The sequence below is a fragment of the Corynebacterium sp. HMSC056F09 genome, assembly GCF_001815785.1.
GTDB lineage: Bacteria > Actinomycetota > Actinomycetes > Mycobacteriales > Mycobacteriaceae > Corynebacterium > Corynebacterium hiratae.
Genome location: NZ_KV821915.1, coordinates 112,805 through 136,450, shown reverse-complemented (window position 1 = coordinate 136,450; position 23,646 = coordinate 112,805). Strand labels below are relative to the sequence as shown.

The window sequence follows — 23,646 nt, the reverse complement described above, 5'->3', positions numbered from 1 at the left end:
GCCGAGGAGAAGACATGCGCCTGTTTCCCAACACCACCGAGTGGCCGCCGAACTACCGCTTTGCCTACCTCTTGATGTGGGCGGGCGCGTTCATCGCCTCTGGGGCCGCCATCGCGCAAGGAATCTGGGGAGCGGACAAGCTCACCTTCGGCATTCTCATTGTGGTGGCCATCTACTGCATCGCCATGGCCATCCTCATGCCGCGGTGGGCGCTCAACGCGCGCGAGGAATCCGCCCGGCGCGCCCAGGCTCGTCAAGCGCGCGAAGAGCTGAAGCGCCGTTAGCCCTCTGCGGTGGGTGATGCGTCGGCGGGGTGGAGGCGGGCGCGGCGTCGAGAAGCGCGGCCCATGCGCACCAAGTCCGCCAGGTAGATGATCACCGCCACCCAGATGATGGCAAAACCGATCCAGCGCTCAGTGGACATGTGCTCCTGGGTGACGAACAGTGCCCACAGCATCTGCATGATGGGGGTCATGTACTGCAGCATGCCGAGCGTAGACAGGCGCAGGTGCTTAGCGCCCTGGGCGAAACACAACAGCGGCAGAGCGGTGACGAGGCCGGAGGTAATCAGCAGTGCGATGTGCCCGGGGCCTTCGGTAGTGAAGGTGGATTCTCCCTGTGCCTGGAGGTAGCCCAGGTAGACCAGCGCGAAGGGGAGCATGACCAAGGTTTCCGCGGCCACTGAGCCCATCGAGGAGACCGTGATGCGTTTCTTCAGCAGGCCATAGATTCCGAAGCTGAAGGCCAAGGCCAGCGAATAATAGGGGGCCTGGCCCGTCATAAAGGTCAGCCACAACACCGCGATGAAGGCGATGCTGACCGACGCCACCTGCGCCTTCGTCAGCTTCTCCTTGAGGAAGATAATGCCGAGGGCCACGGAGACGAGCGGGTTAATGAAATAGCCCAGTGCGGCATCGGCCACGTGATCGCTGTTGATGGCGATGACATAGGTACCCCAGTTGATGGTGATGGCCACGCCGCAGGCGAACATCCACCCCCAGGTGCGCAAGCTGAATGCGCGGAGCTCGCGCCAGCCACCAGTCACCAGCAGCATTGCGGTGACGAGAACCGCAGTCCACACGATGCGGTGGGCCAAGATCTCAAACGGGCTGGCGGGGCGCAGCAGCGGGAAGAACGCTGGGAAGAAGCCCCACATGAGATAGGCGGCAATAGTGTAGAACATTTAAGAAAATGTACCTTAACGAGGACCTACGGGCGAAGTTTGACGGCCCCGCTAAGATGAGCCGCATGGCCAAAAACTCCTCCTTCGTCCATCTGCACAACCACACCGAATTCTCCATGCTGGATGGCATGGCCAAGGTGGACATGTTGGCGGATGAGGTTCTCCGCCAAGGCATGCCGGCAGTCGGTATGACCGACCACGGCAACATGTATGGATCCAATGCCTTCTATCAAAGGATGACCAGCGCTGGTATTAAACCCATCATCGGCATCGAGGCCTACCTGGCTCCTGAGTCACGTTTCAACAAGAAGCGCGTGCTGTGGGGAACCCCGGACCAGAAGCGCGATGACGTTTCCGCCTCCGGTGCTTACCTGCACCAGACCATGCTGGCGGAGAATGAAACCGGGCTGCGCAACCTGTTCAAGCTTTCCTCCTTGGCTTCCTACGAGGGCCAGTTGGGTAAGTGGCCGCGCATGGACGCGGAGCTTATTGCCGAGCACGCCGAAGGCATCATCGCGACCACCGGCTGCCCCTCCGGCGACGTGCAGACCCGCCTGCGCTTGGGCCAGTTCAACGAGGCTCTCGAGGCTGCCGCGATGTGGCAGGACATCTACGGCAAGGACAACTTCTTCCTGGAGCTCATGGACCATGGGCTGGACATCGAGAAGCGCACGCGCGACGGCCTGCTGGAGATCGGCCGCAAGCTGGACTTGCCGCCGTTGGTGACCAATGACTGCCACTACGTGCTGGAGTCCCAAGCCCCGGCGCACGAGGCCATGCTGTGTGTGCAGACCGGTAAGACGTTCATGGACCCGGATCGCTTCAAGTTCGACGGCACCGGCTACTACATCAAGTCCGCCGCGCAGATGCGCGAACTGTGGGATCACATGGTGCCGGAGGCCTGCGATAACACCCTGTGGATTGCGGAGCGCGTGCAGGACTACGGTGCGATTTGGGAGGAGCACACCCACGATCGCATGCCGATTGCCGACGTCCCCGAGGGCCACACCCCAACCTCCTGGCTGACCCACGAGGTGATGGAAGGACTGAAGGATCGCTTCAACGGTGGGGATGTGCCGCAGGAGTACATCGATCGCGCTGAGTACGAGATCAGCGTCATCGATATGAAGGGCTACCCCTCTTACTTCCTCATCGTGGCCGAGCTCATCAAGCACGCGCGGTCCATCGGCATTCGCGTCGGTCCGGGTCGTGGTTCGGCGGCCGGTGCACTCGTGGCCTACGCGTTGACCATTACCAACATTGACCCCATCGAGCACGGCCTGCTCTTCGAGCGATTCTTGAACCCGGAGCGTCCGTCCGCACCGGATATCGATATCGACTTCGATGATCGCCGCCGTGGTGAAATGATTACTTACGCCGCCGAACGCTGGGGCGAGGACAAGGTTGCCCAGGTGATCACCTTCGGCACCGTGAAGACCAAGCAGGCCATTAAGGACTCCGCCAAGGTGCACTTTGGCCAGCCGGGATTCCAGATGGCGGACCGCATCAACGGTGCCCTCCCGCCTGCCATCATGGCCAAGGACATCCCGCTCGCCGGCATCATGGACCCCGAGCACGAGCGCTATTCGGAGGCGACCGAGGTCCGGCAGATGATTGAGACCGACCCGGACGTCAAGAAGATTTATGAGACCGCACGCGGCCTCGAGGGTGTGGTCCGCCAGGCCGGCGTGCACGCCTGCGCGGTGATTATGGCCTCGGTGCGGCTGATGGACCACATCCCGATGTGGAAGCGCCCCGCCGACGGCGCCTACATCACCGGCTGGGACTACCCGGCCTGTGAGGCCATCGGCCTGCTGAAGATGGACTTCTTGGGTCTGCGCAACCTGACCGTGATCGGTGACTGCCTGGAAAACATCAAGAAAAACCGCGGCGAGGAAGTTCACCTAGAGGACCTCCATGCCGACGACCCGAATGCCTCAAAGGTCTATGACCTGCTCTCGCGCGGCGATACCCTGGGCGTGTTCCAGCTCGACTCGGGCGGCATGCAGGAGCTGCTCAAGCGTATGAAGCCGACGGGCTTTAAGGACATCGTGGCGTCGCTGGCGCTCTACCGTCCGGGCCCGATGGGTGTGAACGCCCACTGGGATTACGCGGACCGCAAGAACGGCCGCAAGGAAATTACCCCAATTCACCCCGAGCTGGAGGAGCCGCTCAAGGAGATCCTCGATGAGACCTACGGTCTTATCGTGTACCAGGAGCAGATCATGCGTATCTCGCAGAAGGTGGCTAACTACACCGCCGGCGAGGCAGATGGCTTCCGTAAGGCCATGGGTAAGAAGAAGCCGGAAGTCCTGGCCCAGCAGTATGACAAGTTCTGGGGCGGCATGAAGGACAATGGCTACTCCAAGGAAGCCATGGACGCTCTGTGGGGCACCATTGAGCCCTTCGCCTCCTACGCGTTTAACAAGTCCCACGCCGCCGGTTACGGGTTGGTGTCCTTCTGGACGGCCTACCTGAAGGCCTATTACGCGCCGGAGTACATGGCCGCGCTGCTGACCTCGGTGGGTGACAAGAAGGATAAGTCCGCTATCTACCTGGCCGACTGCCGCCACCTGGGCATCCGCGTGCTCTCCCCGGACGTCAATGAGTCCCAAGAAACCTTCCAGGCCGTGGGCGAGGATATCCGCTTCGGCATGGGCGCTATCCGCAACGTCGGTGGGGAAGTGGTGGATTCCATCGTGAAGACCCGCCGTGAGAAAGGCGCCTTTACGTCCTTCTCCGATTACCTGGAGAAGATCGAGCTGGCGGCGTGTTCAAAGCGCGTGACCGAATCCCTCATCAAGGCCGGAGCCTTCGATTCCCTGGAACACCCGCGCAAGGGCCTCATGCTCATCCACGAGGATGCCGTGGATTCGGTGCAGACTACCAAAAAAGCAGCCGACAAGGGCCAATTCGACCTCTTCGCTGGCTTTGGCGGTGGTGATGAACAGGGCGACTCTGTCTCCGCCTTCGCTATCGATATCCCAGATGAGAACTGGGATCGAAAGCACGAGCTGGCCTTGGAGAGGGAGATGCTCGGCCTGTATGTGTCCGGCCACCCACTCGATGGCTTCGAGGAAGCCCTCAACGCGCAGACCGACACCCCGATTACGAAGATCCTCAACGGTGAAGTCGGCAACGGGCAGGAGCTGGTGATCGGCGGCATTATCTCGGGCGTCGACAGGCGCTTTTCCAAGCGCGATGGCTCGCCCTGGGCCATCGTCAGCATCGAGGACCATAACGGCGCCCAAGTGGATATCCTCGTGTTCAACCAGGTGTACTCGCTGGTGGCCCCGCAGATTGCGGAAGACAACATCATCTTGGCCAAGGTTCAGGTGAAGATTCGCGATGAGCGCATGTCCCTGTTCTGCTCCGATATCCGCGTTCCCGATTTGGGGCCGGGCAACGGTGCTGGGCTGCCGCTGCGACTGACCATGCGCACCGATCAGTGCACGATGGACAACATTGCGCGGCTCAAGCAGGTCTTGGTCAACAACAAGGGTGAGTCCGACGTGTACCTCACGCTTGTCGACGGCGAAGAGTCCACCATGATGGTCCTCGGCGAACATCTGCGTGTGGAGCGCTCCAGCAACCTCATGGGTGATCTCAAGGCGACGATGGGCGCCGGCATCCTTGGGTGAGCCCACGTGTTGGGGCCACGTGCTGAATAAAAGTGCAGAATGAAGCGGGCCGTGCTTCGTACGTGGGTTACGCTAGACAGCACAGTCTAGTTGAAAGGGAATGTACCTCCTATGGTCAATAAGATCCGCACCACCCACGTCGGCTCACTGCCACGCACCAAGGAGCTGCTGGAGGCTAACCTCGAGCGTTCTGCCGGCACCATCTCCGATGAGAAGTTCCACGAGATTCTTCAGCGCTCGGTCGCTGACGTGGTCAAGCGCCAGGTTGATCTCGGTATCGACATCATCAACGAGGGCGAGTACGGCCACATCACCTCCGGCGCTGTGGACTATGGCGCCTGGTGGAACTACTCCTTTACCCGCCTGGGTGGTTTGACCATGACGGACAAGGACCGCTGGGAAATCGGTGACAAGATCCGCTCCGAGCCGGGCAAGATTCGCCTTTCCTCGATGAAGGATCGCCGCGACCGCGCACTGTTCGCCGAGGCTTACAACGATCCGGATTCGGGTATCTTTACCGGCCGCAAGAAGGTAGCTAACCCGGAGTTCACCGGCCCGGTTACCTACATCGGTCAGGAGCAGGTCGAAGCAGACGTAAAGCTGCTTGCCGACGCCCTCCCCGAGGGCACCGAAGGCTTCGTCGCCGCCCTGTCCCCGGGCGCTGCGGCACGTCTGCCCAACAAGTACTACGAGGATGAAACCGACCTTGTTCGCGCCTGTGGTGAGGCGCTCAAGGTGGAGTACAAGGCCATCACCGATGCCGGCCTGACCGTGCAGTTCGACGCCCCGGACTTGGCTGAGGCTTGGGATTCGGTGGTTCCGGAGCCGACCGTAGAGGACTTCCAGGCATTCCTGCGCGAGCGCATCGACATCCTCAATGAGTCCATCAAGGACATCCCGCGCGAGCAGACCCGTCTGCACATCTGCTGGGGTTCCTGGCACGGCCCGCACGTGACGGATATTCCGTTCGCGGACATCATTGAAGAGATCCTGCAGGCCAAGGTCGGCGGCTTCTCCTTCGAGGGCGCCTCGCCGCGCCACGCGCACGAGTGGCGCGTGTGGCAGGACCACAAGCTTCCGGAGGGCACCGTCATCTACCCGGGCGTGATTTCGCACTCCACGAACGCCGTGGAGCACCCGCGCCTGGTGGCGGATCGCATCATCCGCTTCGCAGAACTGGTGGGCCCCGAAAACGTCATCGCCTCGACGGATTGCGGCCTCGGCGGGCGCCTGCATCACCAGATCGCGTGGGCAAAGCTGGAGTCCCTCGTCGAAGGCGCACAGATCGCCACGGAGGAACTGTTCTAACCCGTCGCCGGGGCTGGGGCGCGCAAATGCTCTAGCGCGCGGTCCCGTCCGAGGGCGAAATAAATAGGCGCGAACCACACTTGGTTCGCGCCTTTGAGATCGTGCGGTAGGAACTATTCCTCAGCCGCGTCGGCCTCTTCCTTCTTCTTGGTGTTATCCCAGTAGAAACCGTGGCTCTTGAGGAAGGCACGCAGGTCGTTGAGGACAGCCGGGTTGGACTGCGCGACCGCGGCCAGCAGGTTGATGCCGACGGAGAGTAACGCAGCCGCGCCACCGATCCACGCAAAGACCTCCTCGGCCGTGTCATTGGGCCGTGCAGACTGTACCCAGTCCGGCATCTCGTCCCACTCCTTCTCCAGCTCAGCGTCCTTTTCTTCCTGGACGCAGTCCGGCACTTCCGGCATACCGGAGGAACCATAACCGTTAAGGATGCCGAGTCCGAGCTCCTTCGGCCCCATGAAGGACGAGCCCGCAGTGTCATCGGCCACCGCGTTTTCGTGCTCCTCGCGCGCCTTGCGCACCGCATCCGCGCACTCCTCGGAGAGGCCGGAGGTATTGGTGTGACCGATGTTCATCGAGCTTCCGCCAGTGGAGCTCTGACCGTTCTGTCCGCTCTGGCTCTGCGCGGCGGGCTGAGCGCTACCAGAAGCGTCGTCGGCTGCAGCCAGCGGAGTTACCAGGGCCATGGTCGTGGTGCACACAGCGATCAGGGAGGTTGAAAGGCGCATAATCAGAGGGTTCTCCTTGGGAAGGGATGCGAGGGGATGAGAAAAAGGGGGAGGGCTTGGTGCAAGCCCATTTCAATGTAGCAGCCCTCCCCGTGAGCGCGGTAGGGGCTAGAGGAACTTCTCCAGCTGCTCGCGCAGCGGTGCTGGGGCCAGGCTGAGAACCGTTTCACGGATACCCGGGGCACGCAGCAGACCTACGGCAGCGGCTAGGGCGGCGACGACACCGATGACAGAACCAGCGATGATGGCCGCGGTGGATGGGCGGGAGCTCTGGCCGTCCTTGTTCTGGCCGTCCTGGTCCTGCGAGTCATCGCCAGGGTTCTCATCCGGATTCTCGTCCGGCTTCTCCTCGTCGTCCTTGTCGCCAGCGAGGAGATCCTTCACGGAGTAGACGGTCGTGGTTCCGGATACCTCGTTGCCGACGATGAGCAGGTACTCGCCGTTGGGGGAGTCCGCCTTGTCGACGAAGGCAAAGCCCTCCGGGCCTAGGTCGCCGGCAGCAGCGGACTCGTCGGTGGAGAAGTCGCGGTTGTTGACGTAGGTAACGAAGGAAGAGTTAGCAGGGTCGGTGACGTCGTAGACAAAGATGCCGCCGACGCGCTCCGCGCCGATGAAGGCGTATGTGCGATCTCCCACGGTGCCGATGGTGAGAGCCTCGGGCTCGGGGCCCTTGTTGTCGGAGCGGTCATCAAACTCGGCGCTCTCATTATCGGCGTTGTGGTGGAACACGCCCGGCTCGTTGAGCTCGGCGGTGATCTTTTCGAACTCGGCACCGGAGTCGAAGACAACGTTGCCCTCCGCGTCGTAGATGCTAAAGGAACGGGAGCCGTAAGCATAAAGCTCGTCGAAGCAGCCCTTCTCTTCGTTCCAGCCAGAGGCGTTGCTCAGCTTCAGGTTGCCGGCTTCCTTCTTGTCGGCGAGCTTGTCCAGGTCGACGTCGCCAAGCGCGCCCTCGCACACCTTGCCATCCTCGACCACGTCCTTGAGCTCCACCTCATCGGTGTAAACGCCGGAACCGCCGTCCTTCTCCTCCACACCCCATTCGCGGGCGTCGCCCTCGTTCGCGGTGGCGAAGTAGGTGTGGCCGCCAGCGGTGAAGGCACCGATGGAATCGGGCATGGACAGACCCTTAACCGGGATGGTGCGCAGCTCCGCCTTGTCATCCTTGTTCGAGGGGTCCAGCGGGACTGTCGAGTGATCCGCAATGTGTGCAGGCAGAATCTTTTCCACGGTGGCGGACTCGATGTCAATGACACCGATGGCGTTGGCCTCCTGCAGCGTTACAAAGGCCTTGCCGTCCTGGGAGGTGATGTACTCCGGCTCGAAGTCGATAGAGGGCTTGGAATCGTGGCCGGAGGGGCCGAAGACGCGCACGCCCTCCGGCAGAGGCTGACCGTCGAAGGCTGTGAAGTCGGCGATACGGGCGTCCGCTTGGGTTGGAGCCTCAACACCCTCCGGCAGCTTAATGACGGAGACGGAACCTTCCGGGTCCGTGACGTAATCGGTGCCCTCGGCGTTGAGCTCGTTCGAGGGCTCGCCCTCATTGGCGAGGAGAGCGTAGCCACCATCGGCGGTGATGTGGACGTTATCCGGCAAAGCGCCCACCATCACGCGCCCTAATTCGGCGGTCGCCAAGTCCTCGGCCGCGGCGTTGAAGAACAGTGCTTCGCCCTCCTCGGTCTTGTCCGCTTGCTGGACGGCGGCCACAGCCAGGCCATCGGGGCGCACGGCCACGGAGTTGATTTCCTTGCCCTCGCCAGCAGAAATGGAACCGATGAGCGTGAGCTTGGTCGGATCCGAAGCATCGAGGACATCAATCTGGCCCGCATGCGCGTTGACGGTGAGAATGCGCTTGGAGGCCGGGTGGAAGGCCACGATCTCTGCGGCGGACTCTTCGTAGACCCCAGACTCATAGGTGCCAATCGGGGTGACCTTGAGGTTAGCGTCGGCAGCAGAGTGTTCGATGACATTCTCTACAATCGCAGCCGAGGAAGTCGGTACAGCCAGGCTAAGGCACGTGGCGGTCGCAGCGCACAGGGTGAGGGAGCGGCGGGAGATAGAACGAGACATGCAGAAAGACTCCTTGTTGCGAGACGAAAAGATTCCGCACCACCGTACGTTTTGCCCCTAGAGCTTTTGGGGAACAGTAAGTTGCGGCCAAGCGAGATCTGGGTAAACGTTCGGTGAACCGGTCGATTGCTAGGTAATGTGCGACGCGTGGAGGGCGGGGCGCTAAAATAAGCCACCATGACAACCATCCCGCAAGACTTCGAGCCTATCCACGCCTCTGATATCCAACTGGCCCAATCGCGAATTAGCTCGGAGATTGCCCCCACTCCGCTGCAGTACTGCCCGCGCCTGTCCCAAGAGACAGGCTATGAGGTGTACCTGAAGCGCGAAGACCTGCAGGATGTGCGCTCCTACAAGATCCGCGGGGCTATTTACGGCATGTCAAACCTCAGCGAAGAGCAGCGCACGCAGGGGATAGTTACCGCCTCGGCGGGAAATCATGCCCAGGGCGTCGCCTACGCCTGCCGCACCATGGGAATCCACGGCAAGATCTACGTGCCGGAACCTACCCCGAAGCAAAAACGCGACCGCATCCTGGTTCACGGTGGTGATTTCGTGGAGTTGGTGGTCACCGGCGCTAACTTCGACGAGGCAGCAGCTGCCGCGCACGCGGATGCCGCCGAGCGCGGCGCCTTCTTCATCGAGCCTTTCGACTCGCGCGATACCGTCACCGGTCAGGGAACTGTGGCCGCGGAAATCGTGTCCCAGCTGTCCTCGATGGGCAAGTCCTTGGATACCGTGGTGGTCCCCGTGGGCGGCGGCGGACTCATTTCCGGCATCACCTCTTACCTCGCCGATATGGCCCCGCGCACCGCGGTGGTGGGCATTGAGCCGGCCGGGGCAGCGTCGCTGAGCGCTGCGTTTGCGGCCGGTGAGCCGGTGACCCTGGAGACCGTCGATCCTTTCGTCGACGGTGCTGCCGTCAAGCGCATCGGCGAGCTGCCTTTCAAGATTCTGGAAGCCAACCAGGGCCGCCTGCACCATGACATCGTCTCGGAAGGCGCCGTGTGCACGGAACAGCTCGCGCTGTACCAAAACGAGGGCATCATCGCCGAACCTGCCGGCGCGCTGAGCGTGACCGGTCTGCGCACGCTCAACCTGCAGCCGGGCTCAACGGTGGTCTGCGTGATTTCCGGCGGCAATAATGACGTGCTTCGCTATGCCGAAATCATGGAGCGCTCCCTGGTGCACCGCGGACTCAAGCACTACTTCCTGGTGAACTTCCCGCAGGAGCCAGGCCAGCTGCGCCACTTCCTGCAGGATGTTCTCGGCCCTGAAGATGACATCACGTTGTTCGAGTACCTCAAGCGCAACAACCGCGAGACCGGCGCCGCGCTGGTGGGTATCGAGTTGGGGAGTGCCGCAGGTATCGACGGACTGCTGGAGCGAATGGAGAAATCGAAGCTCAACTGCCAGCAGCTTCAGCCCGGCACGCCTGAGTACGACTTCCTCGTCGCATAATGCTGGAGAGCTATCAGCGCCCCGCCGCCGGTGAGATTGTCGAGCACGAGATTGAGATCAAGCGCTCGCGGTTTATCACCCTCATAGGCCGCGCCACGACGGAAGCGGAAGCACGCACGCTTATCGACGGCGCCCGCGACCGCTTCCCTGACGCCCGCCACCACTGCTCGGCCTACATCTACCACGTTGACGGCTCGAATCCAGTGGAGCGCTCCTCCGATGATGGCGAGCCCTCCGGCACGGCGGGCAAGCCGATGCTCGATGTTCTGAAGGGCTCCGGACTGCTCGATATCTGTGCGGTCGTGGTGCGCTACTTCGGCGGTATCAAGCTGGGCGCGGGCGGGCTCGTGCACGCCTATGGAGGTGCCGTCAGCGAGACGATGGAGCAGGTTGAGCCCGTCACGCGTGCCTTGCGCGAGCTCTATACCGTCGAGGTTTCGCACGCGGAGGCCGGGCGGCTGGAGGCGGAGTTGCGCAACCGTGGCGTGGACATGGTGGATACCGCCTACGGCCAGGCGGTGACCTTCACCGTGTCTGTGGAGCCCGGCGGCAAGGAGGAACTCGCGGCGACGCTCGCGGCGCTGACCCAGGGCGAGGCAGAACCGAAGGAAGCTGGAACTGCCTGGGTCGAGCTTTCAGGCCGCTAGCTTCTGTCCATGTAGAATAAGCCCCATGACTATGCAGCGACGCCCCAACAACCCCATTGAGCAACGCAAGCAAGCCGTGCGCACCCACGCCCGCAACGGAGCTATCTGCGTCGTGGGCGGCGTCGCCGGCGGTGTCCTCTTGGGTTGGACGCTCACCGGTTTCTGGACTTTCATGGCGATTGGCCTCATCGTTGCCGTGGTGGGTGGAGGGTACAACTGGATTAAAATCCAGAAGATCGTGAACGAGAACCACAACTTTTAAGAACCTATGGTGAATCAGCCCGACGGGCGGCCCGTGCGCATCGATGCCTGGGTCTGGTCCGTGCGCATGTTCAAGACGCGCTCGGAAGCCGCCACCGCCGTGCGCGCCGGGCACGTCAAACTCAACGGCAACGCCACCAAGCCCGCGCAGCAGGTTGTGCCCGGCGACCGCGTGCGCGTGTGGCGCAACCATCACGAGCATGACCTTGAGGTGCTTGCTACCGTGTCCAAGCGCGTCGGCGCCCCGATTGCGCGCACCTGTTACATTGACCATGCCCCGCCGCCACCGCCGAAGGAGTTCATGCCCTCCGTCCCAGTCCGCCCGCGCGGTGCAGGCCGCCCCACGAAGAAGGAGCGCCGGCAGATGGAGAAGTTCCGCGGCGGATTCCGCTAATTATTCCGGAAGTTCTTTAAGGCCTTCAGGCGCGCGTTCAAGCGGCGCTTGCGGTCCCTGCGGTCGCCGGCATCGGCGGTGGCCTCGATGTGTTGGGCGCCGAATTTGTTGAGCAGCAGGTCGTCGATAAGCCTGACCTGGCCTGGGCGGAAGCGGTAGCGCATGGCGTCGTGCACATGGGCGATGGCGTCTTCATCGAGGAGCTGCTTGAGCTGGCTTAGACGATTGATGCCGTTGTTTTCTAAAAGCTCCGCCAGGAAGCGGTAGTGCTCCGAGCGTGAACGCGGAAAGCGGTTACCCAGAATGATGGCGAGGACGCCGGGGAGGGTCTCTGCCGTGATTTCCACGTCATCGTCCGCCTCAGAGCTGGGAGCCTTGAGCGCGGCGATTTCATCGAATTGCTGATCCGCCAGCTCAATGAGGCCTGCGGCGAGCGTAAAGAGCCGATCGACCTGTGGGGAGGGAGGATTCGGACCCTGTTTGTAGCGGATATCGTGTTCGAACTCGGCCCACGCGTGCTGGAGTACGGTGCGAATCTGAATCTCGAAGGTCCAGCCGATATAAGGCTCAAGTTCCTCCAGCGTGGCGGCGCTATCCTCCGATACCGTCAGTACCAAGTGATGGGAGCCATAACCAAAGCCACCGGAAATTCGCGTCTCCGCTGCCTTATCCACTGAGCGAAGCACGGTAAAGGTCTCTCCTAAAACCTCCAGGGCCTCTGGGATAATCGTGGAGTGGAAGACAGTAATCCGCACGCCCAAAACATCGTGAATATCCTCCCACGGGTTCGGATACATGAGCTCGCCGTTCTCTCGACGCTTCTTCGCCTTGGCCTTGAGCGACGGCCATTGTTTTACACGGGTGGCCACGCGGTCGAAGATAATTCCGGCGTCGTTCAGCAAGTCCTCGATGGCGTCGCGGAAGTCTTGCGCCGCGGTGGGGTGCGCGCGTACCCAGGAGTGGTACTGGTTGCCCAGGCGGGACATGGATGATTCAGGCATTGTGAAGAACGTGACTCCTTTCGGCCACGGCAAGAATGACGTGAGGCGTATCTACACCTCGAGAGGGAAGCCGTTAGCCAATACTAGTGGTTGCAGGCTCAGAGGGGGACGATGGCGCGGGCGCAACTCGGCCGCGCGGCAGGCCAGTTCCGTCGCTCGCTGTGGGGAAACGTTCAGCAGCGCGTAGAGGGTGTGCGCATCAGGAACGAGGTAGGTAATACTCGTGGCTTGGCTCAAGCGTTTCAGATGATTATCCAGGATAACGAAGGCCTGCGGATGCGCCAACCACGACGATACGGTGCAGCGATGCACGCGCACCTCGAGGCTGCCTTCAGCGCCGCTGAGACTGTGCTCGGCTGGCCGGGTAAAGAAACGCAGTCCCTGCTGTGTTAACGCGCGGCGTTGAAGATTAAGCGCTGCGGTATCCCACGCTTGGCGCGTAGTCAGGCCCAGATCGTCCAACGCACGCTGGCTCACGCGCTTGGTTTCGGCACCCGTGCCGTGCACCATGGACATCGATAGCGTCCGCGAAAGCTGGATGCGCGCGGGCGAGTCGCCGAAGCCATCATCGCACAGCTTAATTCCGTTGAGCTCTTCGCTCGGGCAGAGCGAAGGGAGTAGGTGATCGACGTGAAGCGAGGTGGGCAGCGCGATGGTCATGTGTTCGTCTCCGTGAAAGGTAGGCTAGTGCGGATTCCTTGCCTTTATTGGACTGTGTCTTGCGCCCACAGGTTCCCACCGGAGAAGAGAAATTTCACCGCGCGCTAGAGCCTGGATGCCCTAGCGCGCTAGCGCCTTTTACTGCCTAGAACGGTGGGGCTTCGTCGAGCTGCAGTTCCTCTAAGAGCTTGTCGGACTGCCAGATGGCGATGTCCTGGCCGTTGCTTTGCAGCTCTTCGGCACGCTTTTCCTTCGACGTCTTGGTGGCCCACTGGCCCACGACGAGGATGGTGGTCTTCTTCGTGACGTTTTTGCCTACCTGGCCGCCGCGCTCAGCGATCTTGGACCACAACAAGCCCTTGTCGAAAGGCTCAAAGTCACCGGTGAGGGTGACATTCTGGCCAAACAACGCGCCTTCCGGGTCGGCATCGGGGTTCGGATCCGGGATGGTGTCCGGGGTGGACACGGACTGCCACGGGGCCGGCCCGCGGCGCTCTTGCGAGGAGGAGCGCTTCTTCTGAGCACCCGAGGTAGCACCCGCCATGCGGGTGTTGTCGCGGAAATCTGTACCTGCGCCTAGGTCTGCTGCGGAAAGCGGTGCGGTGTTGGCGCGGAGGACAGGGATAACCGAATCCTCGCTTAAGGTTCCCAGTGCAAACTCGCGGGTAGAGAACAATTCCTCGATGGAACCGGAGTGGCCAAAACGTTGAGCCAAGGCACTGACAATTTCCCCAGCGGCGCGGGCATCCGCCGTGGCCTCGTGGTGCTGAAAATCTTCGGCGCCAATGTAGGAGGCAACGGTGGGAAGCTTATGGTTGGCCACGTCGATAACGCCGGCGCGGGAGGCGTCGCGAGCCAGCGCTAGCGAACATGCTAGGCGCACTTCTGGGACTGGAGCCGCCGCCTTCTGGAGGCCACTGCGCAAAGCGGTGGAATCGAATTGCGCGTTGTGGGCGACCAACGTGTCGGAACCGAGGAACTCGAAGAGCTCGGCAGCGGCGTCCGCGAAGGGGGAAGCGCCGGCGACGTCGTCTGCTGTGATGCCGTGGATACTGATGTTGACATCGTCGAAGTGCTCCAGACCCGGCGGGGGAGTACACAGCCACGTGCGGGACTCAGTTTCTTCACCATCGCGGAAGCGGACCGCTCCGATTTGGCAGACCGAACCCCAGTTGTCGTTAGCGGTTTCCACATCGACAGCGGTGAAATTCAGTCCGTCGACTCGGCTGCTGGTCGCCGGCGCTTCGCCGCGGAGGGCGGCCTTGACCGCCTGAGCGAAGGCCTCCGCGTCCTGGCCTGGGGCGAAGCGGATGACCGTGTCCCCAGCATTCCCCGCAGCATCGACCGTGCCGCGCACCACGACCTGCCCGAAGCCCGTGGCCGTTGGCGCCGTGCACTCCACGCTCGTGGCATCGGCCATCGAGAGAGCCTCGTGGGCCGGTGCGCCGAGGGACGCAGCAAGCTGGGAGCGGCGGAACGTGAGGGCATCGGCGGTGACATCAATGACAGCGCCATGGGCGGTATAGGACACAGATTCCTTTCAGGACAGGGGAGCAGAGCGTAGGTGGTAAAGGAGCAGTCTAGTTCTCGTCTGCTCCGGCGGACTCATCGCTGTCATCGAAAACCGGCGGCTCGGTCTGGCGGAGGATGAGCGACGTGCGCGGTTGCACCACGATGGATCCCTCAGCCGCGATGAGCTTTTCTTCATCTGGGTAGCCACCGGAGTCAGACGTATCCACGATGAGGCGCCAGCTAGCACCCAAGTCCTTCTTCGGCAGAGTGAACTCGATCTCCTCGTGGTGAGCGTTGAAGATCATGATGAAGGAATCATCCGTGATGCGCTCACCCCGGGCAGTCGTCTCCGTAATCGCGTTGCCGTTGAGGTAGACCATAAGCGCCTTACCGAACTCAAAGTCCCAGTCTTCAGGGGTCATCAGCTTGCCGGAGGGAACCAGCCACGCAATATCTCGGTCTTTCACCTCAGAACCGAAGGGGCCGCCGGCCAAGAAACGCTGGCGACGGAACACCGGGTGGTTCTTGCGGATATTAATCAGGCGCTTGGTAAAGCCGTGCATGGCGATGTTCTTCTCTTGCTCCAACATCGACCAATCGATCCACGAAATCTCGTTGTCTTGGCAGTACACATTGTTGTTGCCGCCCTGGGTGCGGCCCAGCTCATCGCCGTGGCACAGCATCGGGGTGCCCTGGGACAGCAGAAGGGTGGTGAGGAAGTTACGCACCTGGCGGCGGCGAAGCTTCTTAATCTCTTCGTCGTCAGTGGGGCCCTCCACACCGTGGTTCCAGGAGCGGTTGTGGGATTCACCGTCGCGGTTGTCTTCCCCGTTGTCGGCATTGTGCTTTTCGTTGTAGGAGACCAAATCACGCAGCGTGAAGCCATCGTGCGCGGTGATGAAATTGATGGACGCGGTGGGGCGGCGGCCGTTGTTGGCGTAGAGGTCGGAAGATCCGGTAAGGCGCGAGGCAAACTCGCCCATCGTCGACGGCTCGCCGCGCCAAAAGTCACGGACGGTATCGCGGTACTTGCCGTTCCACTCGCTCCAAATGGGCGGGAAGTTACCAACCTGGTAGCCGTTATGGCCCACGTCCCAGGGCTCGGCGATGAGCTTGACCTTGGAAACCACCGGATCTTGCTGGACTAGATCGAAGAAGGTAGCCAGCTTGTCGACGTCATCAAGCTCGCGCGCCAGGGTGGAAGCCAGGTCGAAGCGGAAGCCGTCGACGCGCATTTCCGTTACCCAGTAGCGCAGCGAATCCATGATCAACTGGAGGGAGTGCGGGTGGCGGACATTAAGAGAGTTACCGGTGCCGGTGTAGTCCATGTAGTGCTCGGGGTTGTCATCAACCAACCGGTAATAGGCGTGGTTATCAATGCCGCGGAAAGCAATGGTCGGACCCATGTGGTTGCCCTCGGCGGTGTGGTTGTAGACAACGTCGAGGATGATTTCGATGCCGGCCTCGTGGTAGGCGCGAACCATGGCCTTGAACTCGGCGACCACCTCGCCGGGCTTCTTGGCGTAGGCATAGTCCGCATGGGGCGCGAAGAAACCGAAGGTGTTATAGCCCCAGTAGTTGCGCAGCCCCAGCTGGCGCAGGCGATCATCCTGCAGGAACTGGTGGACTGGCAGCAGCTCGACGGCTGTCACACCCAGGTCCTTGAAGTAGTTGATGATGGCCGGGTGTGCCATGCCGGCATAGGTTCCGCGCAGCTCCTCCGGAACATCCGGGTGCGTCATCGTCATGCCCTTGACGTGGGCTTCGTAGATGATGGTCTCGTTATCCGGCGTGTGGGGGCGGTTGTCGCCGTGCCACTCGAAGAAGGGATTAATCACCACCGACAGCATTGTGTGGCCTAGGGAATCATCGTCGTTGCGTCCGGTGCCGGGCTCGTCCGCGAAGATATCGTAGGAGTACAGAGAGGCATCGCCATCAAAGTCACCGTCGAAGGCGCGAGCATAAGGATCGACAAGAAGTTTTGAGGGATCGCAGCGCAGGCCATGTTCTGGTTCATAAGGGCCATGGATGCGGTAGCCATAGCGCTGCCCCGGGCTGACGTTGGGAAGGTAGGCATGCCAGACGTGGGCGGTGATCTCGGTCAGTTCAATGCGTTCTTCGTTGCCGTTGTGATCGATGAGGCAGAGCTCGACCTTCTCGGCGATCTCGGAAAAGATAGCAAAATTAGTACCGGCCCCATCGAAGGTGGAGCCGAGTGGGGAGGGGGAACCAGGCCACACCTGGCGAGATGGCGTTATATCAGCACGGGTCTCAGTCATGAGGCTTAGTTTAGTCAATTCCGCTGCATGCGATCGGTTCACAGCGTGCGTAAACCCGCGACCATGAGTTCTGCGGCGCGCACCAAGGTGTCAACGCCTGACACAGCATTCGACGCTGAGGGAGCTGCGCTTGGTGACGCCCCACTGAGCTGTTCTCGGGATTGCTCCATGAAGGTCGCTCCCAGGACGTAATGGATGAGAGCGCGGGCGGCGACGCCACTATCCTCCGGTGATGCCCCGGGGGCTTCCCGCTTCAACGCGGAGGTGAAAAGCTCCTCCAAGTCAGAACTTGCTGAGGATTCGGGGAAAGCGGCACCTGCTATGGCGACTTCGGCGCCGTCGCGCCAGCGTGTGAGTTCCCCATGAAGGGAGCTGACCAGCTCCGTTGTGGTCTCTCCTGTAACGGGGGAGAGGATCTCGGAGGTCATTGCGGCGATGAGCGATTGCTTATTGGCCACATGCCAGTACAGCGCGCCGGGAGCAACGCCGAGGTTGGTGGCAACACGGCGCATGGTGACATCGGCGAGCCCGTAGCGTGTCAAGAGCTCGAGGGCGGTGGAAACGATAGCGTCGCGAGAAAGGTGCACAACAACCCACTCTACGCGGCGCGGAAAAACACCAAGCGTGGCTCACAGGAAGCTTCAAGGTGAAGTGTAGGGTTTATACAATCATGCCTTGTTAGGGTTATGTGAAGTGCCCAAGGGCAACTGCCACGCCCAGCGTGGTTTTACTATCGCTCTCTATAGATATTAGGAGTTATCCCTTGTCTTTTCTGACACCTGCCAAGAAGTCCCTCGTCGCTGTTGCGCTCGTCGCGCCGCTCTCCTTGGCTGCTTGCGGTTCCGATGATGAGAACGCTACCGATACCGCTTCCTCCGCGGTGAAGACCACCACCACGACGGAGTCCAAGGACAAGACCTCCGAGGGGCAGTCGAAGGAGAAGGATTCTGAAAAGAAGGAGGGAGACGAAAAGAAGGAAGGCGAAGAGAATAAGGACGGCGAGAACGCCGATCCGAAGCCGGAAGGGGAGAACCCCGAGGGCGGCGAAAACCAGGCCATGGCTAACCCCTTCGAGAACGGTGTGGATCCGTTCCAGAGCATGCCGAAGGTTGAGCCGGTCCAGGGTGAGGCTGCAAGCCAGGAAGACATTGACGGCATCAATGGTCTGGTCCGTGGCATGTACGAGCAGCAGACCATGCGTTCCTTCGTGAAGTACCTCCCGGAGCACACCTGCGCTGAAGTGCGCAACGACCCGAACTCCGGCCTTGACCAGGTGGACTACAACCAGGTTCCGGATGTTCCGATGGACCAGCTCAAGGACATGATGGCGGCAGCTGGCCAGGACACCTCGCAGATGGAAGGCTTTGACTGGTCCAAGACCGGTGTTGAGTCCATCAACGATGTCGTGGTCAACGGTGACGATGCATCCGCAACCGTGAACGTCAACACCAGCAAGGGCATGGACAGCTCCACCATGCGCTTCAAGCGTGAGAACGGCAACTGGACCTTCTGCGGCTAGAACATATCGTGCCTGCACTGCGTGCACCTAGCTTTCGCATACCCCGCGCCATCGGATTTGGTGCGGGGTTGCTCGCGTTAGCGCTCCTCGGGTTTTCTGTGGCCGGCGCCGCGTGGGGGCTGTGGCGTCCTGCCCTGAAGGGGCACCGGGTTGATGATGGCGGCTACGCCCTGCGCAACGTCGCTAACGTTCAGTTTGATTCCTACATCACTTTTGTACTCATTACCGGTGCCCTGGGTATGGCGTTGGGGCTTATTGCCTATCGGCGCGGCGAGCGCTACCGCGGCGTCGGGGTATTGCTGTGGGTAGCCCTGGCTTCCTTGGCTGGCGCGGCGTCGTTCTACGTCTTTGGTGGAGCTACCGCAACGAGTATCCCGGACGATCCCGGGGAAATTGTGGAGTTCGTGCCGAAATTCTCGCCCGGCATCGCCTGGCTCGTGGGGCCGTTCATGGCCATGTTTACGTACTGGTCCGCAGTATTTGTCAATCCTCCTCGTGCCGTGGACGACGAAGAAGCGGAGGCAATGGCGGCTGAGGCAGAGGCTCCTTAGGGCCAAGCGACGGGGGAGGAGCCCACAGCATCGCGTGAAATGTCATCGATGCCGTGGAGGACGTGTTTGATGCCGCGGCCTAGGGCGGTGATCAGTTGGGCGTCGGAAAGCCCAGCGCCCGTCATAACGGCGTAGTCAATGCGCACCTGCAAGCCATCGACGTTGGAGTGGCAGAAGGCAGAAGCCGAGTGGTTGGTGCGGTTCCAGTCATTGCAGATGAGGAAAATTTTGGAGAATTCGCTGCCTGGGAGGTTGGGATCCCAATGGCCTTTAATGATGAGGCTCGGCCCAGAGTCGATAGCGAAGGCAAAGAGGACATCGTTTATCCACGCGTAGACGGCCTCTTCCGCATCTGCTTGGAAACGCGTAATACCGAGGGCGGGTAAAAGCTCCCCGAGACGAGCGGTATCGACTGTGCCGACGGGGCCGTCGAGCTCTATCTGTTCTTCCGGAGCCGCCGGGCGGGGAAGCGTCAAGACGGGGAAATAATCCGCTAATTCCTCAAGGCAGGCCGCCGCGTTGTGCAGCGCAGGGATGACAGAGGCGGAGAGCTGGGCCGCCGTGGGTTTCTGGTGCACGACGAGGAAGGAATGGCCCCACACCTCGACCTCGGTCGGGGAGGAATAATTGAGCACGAGCTGCGGCGAAAGACAATCGTGGTTCCAGTCGTTGACGAACTCGCTGAGCGCGGGGATATCGCCGAAGCCCAAGACCCCGTGGTGGGTGGTGCAGAAACGTAAAATGGGCTCGCCCTCGGTATCCATAAAGGCGCGGGTCTCCCCGAGCGGCGGATGGGGGAAGAGGAGTTCGTGCGCGCTGACCCGGATGCAGTGGAGGCTTTCGCGGTGCGCGAGGTGCTCCACACGGGCAAGCAGATCCGAGGTGGAGTGGCTGTCATTACCTTCGGCGCCGTTGCTCATCTCGCCGCCTCCCTTCGCCGAGTCGGGGTGCCGGAACGTGTTAGTAGTGACACATTCTATAACCTGCACCTGCCAGCTCGCTGGCTTTTTGGCACGGGTATAGTAATGGGAAGGTATAGAAACCGCTGCATATTATGCGGCTGTATATTATGAAAAGGGCTTGAGCATGCTACGAACCATTGACCTGCGCGGAGAGACTCTCACCACCTCCCGCCTGCGCCGAGTATTGCCGCGAGGCGGAACCGATGTTTCCTCAGTCATGGACATTGTTATCCCCATGGTGAACAAGGTGCGAGAAGGTGGTGTTGCGGCGGCCCTCGACTTTGGTGAGAAATTCGATGGCATCCGCCCCGCCGCGGTGCGGGTCCCGCATGAGGAGCTCGAGAAGGCGGCCCAAGAACTGGCCCCTCAGGTCCGGGCAGCTATCGAAGAATCTATCGCCCGCGTGCGCGCCGTTCACGCGGACCAGAAGCCGGCCCCACACACGACAACGCTGGCGCCAGGTGCAACGGTTACCGAGGTTTTTCAACCCATTGAGCGGGTAGGACTGTATGTGCCAGGAGGCAAGGCGGTGTACCCATCCTCCGTCATTATGAATGCCGTCCCGGCCCAAGAAGCAGGCGCTGAAGCGATGGTCGTGGCTTCTCCGCCGCAGAAGGAATTCGGCGGCCTGCCGCACCCGACGGTGCTGGCTACGTGCCACATGCTCGGCGTGGACGATGTCTGGGCAGTCGGTGGTGGACAAGCCATCGCCTTGCTGGCCTACGGCGACGATGAACCCGCCACGGGGGAGGATGCTCTTGAGCCCGTGGACATCATCACCGGCCCCGGCAATGTCTTTGTTGCTGCTGCCAAGCGCGCGGTACACGGCGTGGTGGGTATCGATGCGGAAGCCGGCCCCACCGAGATCGTTATCCTGGCCGACGAGACCGCCAACCCGGTCTACGTGGCCTATGACCTCATTTCTCAGGCGGAGCATGATCCGATGGCTGCCTCCGTGCTCATCACCGACTCGGAGGAGCTTGCTGCCGCCGTGAATGCGGAAGTAGCTCAGCGCTACACCGCCACCGCGAACGCCGAGCGCGCAGCTGAGGCTTTGCGCGGCGAACAGTCCGGCATCGTGTTGGTCGATGACCTCGAAGCGGGCATTGCTGTCGCGGACGCCTATGCCGCTGAGCACTTGGAGGTTCACACGAAGAATGCCCGGGCAGTAGCGGAGCGTATCCGCCACGCCGGTGCCATTTTCGTGGGTGATTATTCGCCGGTGCCGCTCGGTGATTACTCCGCTGGCTCCAACCACGTCTTGCCCACCTCGGGAACCGCGCGGTTTAGCGCTGGGCTGTCGACGCACACCTTCCTGCGCCCGGTCAACCTCATCGAGTATGACCGCGCAGCACTCGGGGAGGTGGCGGAGAATGTGATTGCCTTTGCCACCGCGGAGGCACTGCCTGCCCACGGTGAAGCAATTGCTGCACGATTCGCCGATGCCCCAGATACCCAGAAAGTAGAGGCTTAAGTAATGGCTGAGTTGAAGGATCTTCCCCTGCGCGAAGAATTGCGCGGCTCCAGTGCCTATGGAGCCCCGCAGCTGACGGTGACCAACCAGCTCAACACCAACGAGAACCCCTACCCGCCGTCGGAGGCGCTGGTCAAGGACATCGTGGCGGCCGTCGAAAAGCACGCCCGAGAGCTCAACCGCTATCCAGAGCGCGACGCCGTCGAACTGCGCACGGCGCTGGCGGGGTATGTCAGTGAGCAGACCGGCGTGAATGTCAGCGTGGACAACGTGTGGGCGGCCAATGGTTCCAACGAGGTGCTGCAGCAGCTGCTCCAAGCCTTCGGAGGGCCGGGGCGCAGCGCGCTGGGATTTACCCCGAGCTATTCCATGCACCCCATCCTGTGCGCGGGCACCCAAACCGAATTCATCTCCTGCCCGCGGAACGAGGATTTCCGCATTGCGGAAAAGGAGGCGCTGGAGGCCGTCGCCAAGCACCGCCCCGACGTTGTCTTTATTACCACCCCGAACAATCCCACCGGTGACGTCACCCCGATCGACCTAGTGGAGAAGATCGTGCAGGCCGCGCCGGGCATCGTCATCGTGGACGAGGCCTACATGGAGTTCTCGCCTTCACCTTCTGCCACCACGCTGCTGGCGAAATATCCGACCAAGCTCGTGGTCTCACGCACGATGTCCAAGGCCTTCGATTTCGCCGGCGGACGCTTGGGCTACTTCGTGGCCGATCCGGCTTTCGTGGAAGCCGTGATGCTCGTCCGCCTGCCCTATCACCTCTCTGTCCTCTCCCAGATCGCGGCCACCGTGGCTCTGACACACAAGGAGGAGGCTTTGGGCACCGTGGCGAAGCTGTCGGCGGAGCGGGACCGGGTTGTCGCACGGCTCCAGGAGCTCGGGTACTACGTGGTGCCGAGCGAATCCAACTTCGTGTCCTTCGGACGCTTTGCCGATCAGCACGCGGTGTGGCAGGGGTTCCTGGACCGCGATGTCTTGATCCGAGATAACGGCGTACCGGGACTCCTGCGCGCCACGATTGGCCTGCCTGAAGAGAATGATGCCTTCCTTTCGGCCGCAGAGGACTTGGCAGATACAGTAGAGATGATTAACTGAGCCCCTCCTATGGGGCACGATTTGAAGGAGGAGCGTGGGGACGATGAGCGCTGATGAAGCTGCACGCCGCGATGGCGGCGACCGCATTGGCCGCGCCGAGCGCGTTACTGGGGAGACAAAAATCTCTGTAGAAATCAACCTCGATGGCACCGGCCAAGCGGATATTTCGACGGGGCTGCCGTTCTTTGATCACATGCTGAATGCTGTGTGCACCCACGGCTCCTTCGACCTTCGCGTCCACGCCGACGGCGATATCGACATCGATGCCCACCACACCGTCGAAGACACCGCGATTGTTCTCGGCCGTGCCTTCCTGGAAGCATTGGGGGACAAGTCCGGTATCCGCCGTTTCGGGTCCCAGCTGCTGCCCATGGATGAGGCACTGGTGGAGGCCGTCGTCGACATTTCTGGGCGCCCCTACTTCGTGATGAATGGCGAACCGGAAAACATGGAGTGGCAGGTCATCGGCGGGCACTACGCCACGGTGATCAACCGTCACTTCTTCGAAACCTTTGCCACGCACTCGGCGACGACTCTGCATGTCAACGTGCGGTACGGCCGCGATCCGCACCACATCACGGAGGCTGAGTACAAGGCGGTGGCCCGCGCCCTGCGCCAGGCTACTGAGCGGGATCCGCGCGTGACCGGAGTTCCTTCGACGAAGGGAGCCCTCTAAGCCGTTATGAACTTGTTGGTTCTCATTCTCTTTCTGGTCACCGGTTTGCTCGTCGGCGGCGCGTGGGCGGCGTATCAGAATGGCTCGGTGCTGATGACCGTGGTCGCGGGTGCGCTCGCGGCGGTCTCCGCGATCGCGGCGCTGGCCTGGATGCTTGACATCTTCTCAGCGGGGGTGGCAGCGAAGTGACGGAAAAGACCCCTCAGAGCGTA

At 61.5% G+C, this 23,646-nt stretch carries 22 protein-coding genes; 13 read left to right on the top strand and 9 right to left on the bottom strand.

The genetic code is table 11. The annotated features are described in order from the left end of the window. Positions 1 to 14 precede the first annotated feature (14 nt). A complete protein-coding gene (locus HMPREF3056_RS04455) occupies positions 15 to 284 on the top strand; it encodes a hypothetical protein (RefSeq protein WP_049155293.1) in 270 nt (89 codons plus the stop codon). On the opposite strand, the gene rarD is transcribed toward HMPREF3056_RS04455, so the two are convergent. Continuing rightward, entirely contained in the window at positions 281 to 1,183 is a 903-nt protein-coding gene (rarD, locus tag HMPREF3056_RS04450) for an EamA family transporter RarD (protein WP_049155295.1), read from the bottom strand. The genes HMPREF3056_RS04455 and rarD overlap by 4 nt on opposite strands. Positions 1,184 to 1,248: 65 nt before the next feature. On the opposite strand from rarD, the gene dnaE reads away from it, so the two are divergent. After that, positions 1,249 to 4,824, top strand: coding sequence for a DNA polymerase III subunit alpha (gene dnaE, locus HMPREF3056_RS04445; RefSeq protein WP_070546904.1), 3,576 nt, complete (start codon positions 1,249 to 1,251; stop codon positions 4,822 to 4,824). Between the two features lie 111 nt (positions 4,825 to 4,935). Next, positions 4,936 to 6,132 (top strand): cobalamin-independent methionine synthase II family protein, encoded by a 1,197-nt coding sequence (locus HMPREF3056_RS04440; RefSeq protein ID WP_049155297.1) that lies wholly within the window; start codon positions 4,936 to 4,938, stop codon positions 6,130 to 6,132. A 113-nt stretch (positions 6,133 to 6,245) separates the two neighbouring features. Here HMPREF3056_RS04440 and HMPREF3056_RS04435 read toward each other — a convergent pair whose 3' ends face one another. Both HMPREF3056_RS04435 and HMPREF3056_RS04430 read right to left on the bottom strand, forming a co-directional pair. Continuing rightward, on the bottom strand, positions 6,246 to 6,860 hold the full coding sequence (locus HMPREF3056_RS04435; RefSeq protein ID WP_070682100.1) for a hypothetical protein: 615 nt from the start codon (positions 6,858 to 6,860) through the stop codon (positions 6,246 to 6,248). Between the two features lie 108 nt (positions 6,861 to 6,968). Beyond that, the gene (locus tag HMPREF3056_RS04430; protein WP_070754181.1) at positions 6,969 to 8,930 is read right to left on the bottom strand and encodes a choice-of-anchor I family protein; all 1,962 of its coding nucleotides are present in this window, start codon (positions 8,928 to 8,930) and stop codon (positions 6,969 to 6,971) included. A gap of 177 nt (positions 8,931 to 9,107) precedes the next feature. On the opposite strand from HMPREF3056_RS04430, the gene ilvA reads away from it, so the two are divergent. The 4 genes from ilvA to HMPREF3056_RS04410 are packed head-to-tail and all read left to right on the top strand — an operon-like array spanning position 9,108 to position 11,693. Further along, positions 9,108 to 10,391: a threonine ammonia-lyase IlvA gene (gene ilvA / locus HMPREF3056_RS04425; protein ID WP_070515721.1), complete on the top strand. Its 1,284-nt coding sequence runs from the start codon at positions 9,108 to 9,110 to the stop codon at positions 10,389 to 10,391. After that, positions 10,391 to 11,038 (top strand): YigZ family protein, encoded by a 648-nt coding sequence (locus tag HMPREF3056_RS04420; protein WP_070515719.1) that lies wholly within the window; start codon positions 10,391 to 10,393, stop codon positions 11,036 to 11,038. The genes ilvA and HMPREF3056_RS04420 overlap by 1 nt, the downstream gene beginning before the upstream one ends. 25 nt (positions 11,039 to 11,063) lie before the next feature. Next, on the top strand, positions 11,064 to 11,300 hold the full coding sequence (locus tag HMPREF3056_RS04415; protein WP_070515717.1) for a hypothetical protein: 237 nt from the start codon (positions 11,064 to 11,066) through the stop codon (positions 11,298 to 11,300). A gap of 6 nt (positions 11,301 to 11,306) precedes the next feature. Beyond that, entirely contained in the window at positions 11,307 to 11,693 is a 387-nt protein-coding gene (locus HMPREF3056_RS04410; protein ID WP_010190494.1) for an RNA-binding S4 domain-containing protein, read from the top strand. On the opposite strand, the gene HMPREF3056_RS04405 is transcribed toward HMPREF3056_RS04410, so the two are convergent. The 5 genes from HMPREF3056_RS04405 to HMPREF3056_RS04385 form a co-directional block, all read right to left on the bottom strand. After that, positions 11,690 to 12,694, bottom strand: coding sequence for a GTP pyrophosphokinase (locus tag HMPREF3056_RS04405; protein ID WP_070515715.1), 1,005 nt, complete (start codon positions 12,692 to 12,694; stop codon positions 11,690 to 11,692). The genes HMPREF3056_RS04410 and HMPREF3056_RS04405 overlap by 4 nt on opposite strands. A 51-nt stretch (positions 12,695 to 12,745) precedes the next feature. Next, on the bottom strand, positions 12,746 to 13,354 hold the full coding sequence (locus HMPREF3056_RS04400; RefSeq protein ID WP_046647995.1) for a hypothetical protein: 609 nt from the start codon (positions 13,352 to 13,354) through the stop codon (positions 12,746 to 12,748). A gap of 145 nt (positions 13,355 to 13,499) precedes the next feature. After that, the gene (locus tag HMPREF3056_RS04395) at positions 13,500 to 14,885 is read right to left on the bottom strand and encodes a 3'-5' exonuclease (RefSeq protein WP_070515713.1); all 1,386 of its coding nucleotides are present in this window, start codon (positions 14,883 to 14,885) and stop codon (positions 13,500 to 13,502) included. A gap of 49 nt (positions 14,886 to 14,934) precedes the next feature. After that, on the bottom strand, positions 14,935 to 17,145 hold the full coding sequence (gene glgX, locus HMPREF3056_RS04390; protein WP_049155312.1) for a glycogen debranching protein GlgX: 2,211 nt from the start codon (positions 17,143 to 17,145) through the stop codon (positions 14,935 to 14,937). Between the two features lie 38 nt (positions 17,146 to 17,183). Further along, entirely contained in the window at positions 17,184 to 17,732 is a 549-nt protein-coding gene (locus tag HMPREF3056_RS04385; RefSeq protein ID WP_049155313.1) for a TetR family transcriptional regulator, read from the bottom strand. A gap of 176 nt (positions 17,733 to 17,908) precedes the next feature. Between HMPREF3056_RS04385 and HMPREF3056_RS04380 the strand changes: the two genes are divergently transcribed. Both HMPREF3056_RS04380 and HMPREF3056_RS04375 read left to right on the top strand, forming a co-directional pair. Further along, on the top strand, positions 17,909 to 18,664 hold the full coding sequence (locus HMPREF3056_RS04380; protein ID WP_049155315.1) for a hypothetical protein: 756 nt from the start codon (positions 17,909 to 17,911) through the stop codon (positions 18,662 to 18,664). Between the two features lie 8 nt (positions 18,665 to 18,672). Beyond that, positions 18,673 to 19,215 carry a hypothetical protein gene (locus HMPREF3056_RS04375; RefSeq protein ID WP_232745218.1) on the top strand — a complete coding sequence of 181 codons (543 nt, stop codon included), beginning with the start codon at positions 18,673 to 18,675 and terminating at the stop codon, positions 19,213 to 19,215. On the opposite strand, the gene HMPREF3056_RS04370 is transcribed toward HMPREF3056_RS04375, so the two are convergent. After that, positions 19,212 to 20,135, bottom strand: a complete 924-nt coding sequence (locus HMPREF3056_RS04370; protein ID WP_046648000.1) for a YbjN domain-containing protein — start codon at positions 20,133 to 20,135, stop codon at positions 19,212 to 19,214. The genes HMPREF3056_RS04375 and HMPREF3056_RS04370 overlap by 4 nt on opposite strands. A 166-nt stretch (positions 20,136 to 20,301) precedes the next feature. Between HMPREF3056_RS04370 and hisD the strand changes: the two genes are divergently transcribed. The 4 genes from hisD to HMPREF3056_RS04350 are packed head-to-tail and all read left to right on the top strand — an operon-like array spanning position 20,302 to position 23,623. Next, entirely contained in the window at positions 20,302 to 21,651 is a 1,350-nt protein-coding gene (hisD, locus tag HMPREF3056_RS04365; protein ID WP_046648001.1) for a histidinol dehydrogenase, read from the top strand. Positions 21,652 to 21,654: 3 nt separating this feature from the next. Further along, a complete protein-coding gene (locus HMPREF3056_RS04360) occupies positions 21,655 to 22,758 on the top strand; it encodes a histidinol-phosphate transaminase (protein WP_070754179.1) in 1,104 nt (367 codons plus the stop codon). 43 nt (positions 22,759 to 22,801) lie between these two features. Next, on the top strand, positions 22,802 to 23,434 hold the full coding sequence (gene hisB / locus HMPREF3056_RS04355; RefSeq protein ID WP_049155321.1) for an imidazoleglycerol-phosphate dehydratase HisB: 633 nt from the start codon (positions 22,802 to 22,804) through the stop codon (positions 23,432 to 23,434). Between the two features lie 6 nt (positions 23,435 to 23,440). Continuing rightward, positions 23,441 to 23,623 carry a hypothetical protein gene (locus HMPREF3056_RS04350; RefSeq protein WP_049155322.1) on the top strand — a complete coding sequence of 61 codons (183 nt, stop codon included), beginning with the start codon at positions 23,441 to 23,443 and terminating at the stop codon, positions 23,621 to 23,623. Positions 23,624 to 23,646: the final 23 nt, after the last annotated feature.

Bases quoted from the DNA above. Each gene is read 5' to 3' on its own strand.
- HMPREF3056_RS04370 (WP_046648000.1), bottom strand. From the start codon at position 20,135: ATGAGCAACGGCGCCGAAGGTAATGACAGCCACTCCACCTCGGATCTG.
- HMPREF3056_RS04350 (WP_049155322.1), top strand. From the start codon at position 23,441: ATGAACTTGTTGGTTCTCATTCTCTTTCTGGTCACCGGTTTGCTCGTC.
- HMPREF3056_RS04455 (WP_049155293.1), top strand. From the start codon at position 15: ATGCGCCTGTTTCCCAACACCACCGAGTGGCCGCCGAACTACCGCTTT.
- HMPREF3056_RS04415 (WP_070515717.1), top strand. From the start codon at position 11,064: ATGACTATGCAGCGACGCCCCAACAACCCCATTGAGCAACGCAAGCAA.
- HMPREF3056_RS04435 (WP_070682100.1), bottom strand. From the start codon at position 6,860: ATGCGCCTTTCAACCTCCCTGATCGCTGTGTGCACCACGACCATGGCC.
- ilvA (WP_070515721.1), top strand. From the start codon at position 9,108: ATGACAACCATCCCGCAAGACTTCGAGCCTATCCACGCCTCTGATATC.
- dnaE (WP_070546904.1), top strand. From the start codon at position 1,249: ATGGCCAAAAACTCCTCCTTCGTCCATCTGCACAACCACACCGAATTC.
- HMPREF3056_RS04410 (WP_010190494.1), top strand. From the start codon at position 11,307: ATGGTGAATCAGCCCGACGGGCGGCCCGTGCGCATCGATGCCTGGGTC.
- HMPREF3056_RS04400 (WP_046647995.1), bottom strand. From the start codon at position 13,354: ATGACCATCGCGCTGCCCACCTCGCTTCACGTCGATCACCTACTCCCT.
- HMPREF3056_RS04440 (WP_049155297.1), top strand. From the start codon at position 4,936: ATGGTCAATAAGATCCGCACCACCCACGTCGGCTCACTGCCACGCACC.
- HMPREF3056_RS04420 (WP_070515719.1), top strand. From the start codon at position 10,391: ATGCTGGAGAGCTATCAGCGCCCCGCCGCCGGTGAGATTGTCGAGCAC.
- HMPREF3056_RS04430 (WP_070754181.1), bottom strand. From the start codon at position 8,930: ATGTCTCGTTCTATCTCCCGCCGCTCCCTCACCCTGTGCGCTGCGACC.
- HMPREF3056_RS04360 (WP_070754179.1), top strand. From the start codon at position 21,655: ATGGCTGAGTTGAAGGATCTTCCCCTGCGCGAAGAATTGCGCGGCTCC.
- rarD (WP_049155295.1), bottom strand. From the start codon at position 1,183: ATGTTCTACACTATTGCCGCCTATCTCATGTGGGGCTTCTTCCCAGCG.
- hisB (WP_049155321.1), top strand. From the start codon at position 22,802: ATGAGCGCTGATGAAGCTGCACGCCGCGATGGCGGCGACCGCATTGGC.
- hisD (WP_046648001.1), top strand. From the start codon at position 20,302: ATGCTACGAACCATTGACCTGCGCGGAGAGACTCTCACCACCTCCCGC.
- HMPREF3056_RS04405 (WP_070515715.1), bottom strand. From the start codon at position 12,694: ATGCCTGAATCATCCATGTCCCGCCTGGGCAACCAGTACCACTCCTGG.
- glgX (WP_049155312.1), bottom strand. From the start codon at position 17,145: ATGACTGAGACCCGTGCTGATATAACGCCATCTCGCCAGGTGTGGCCT.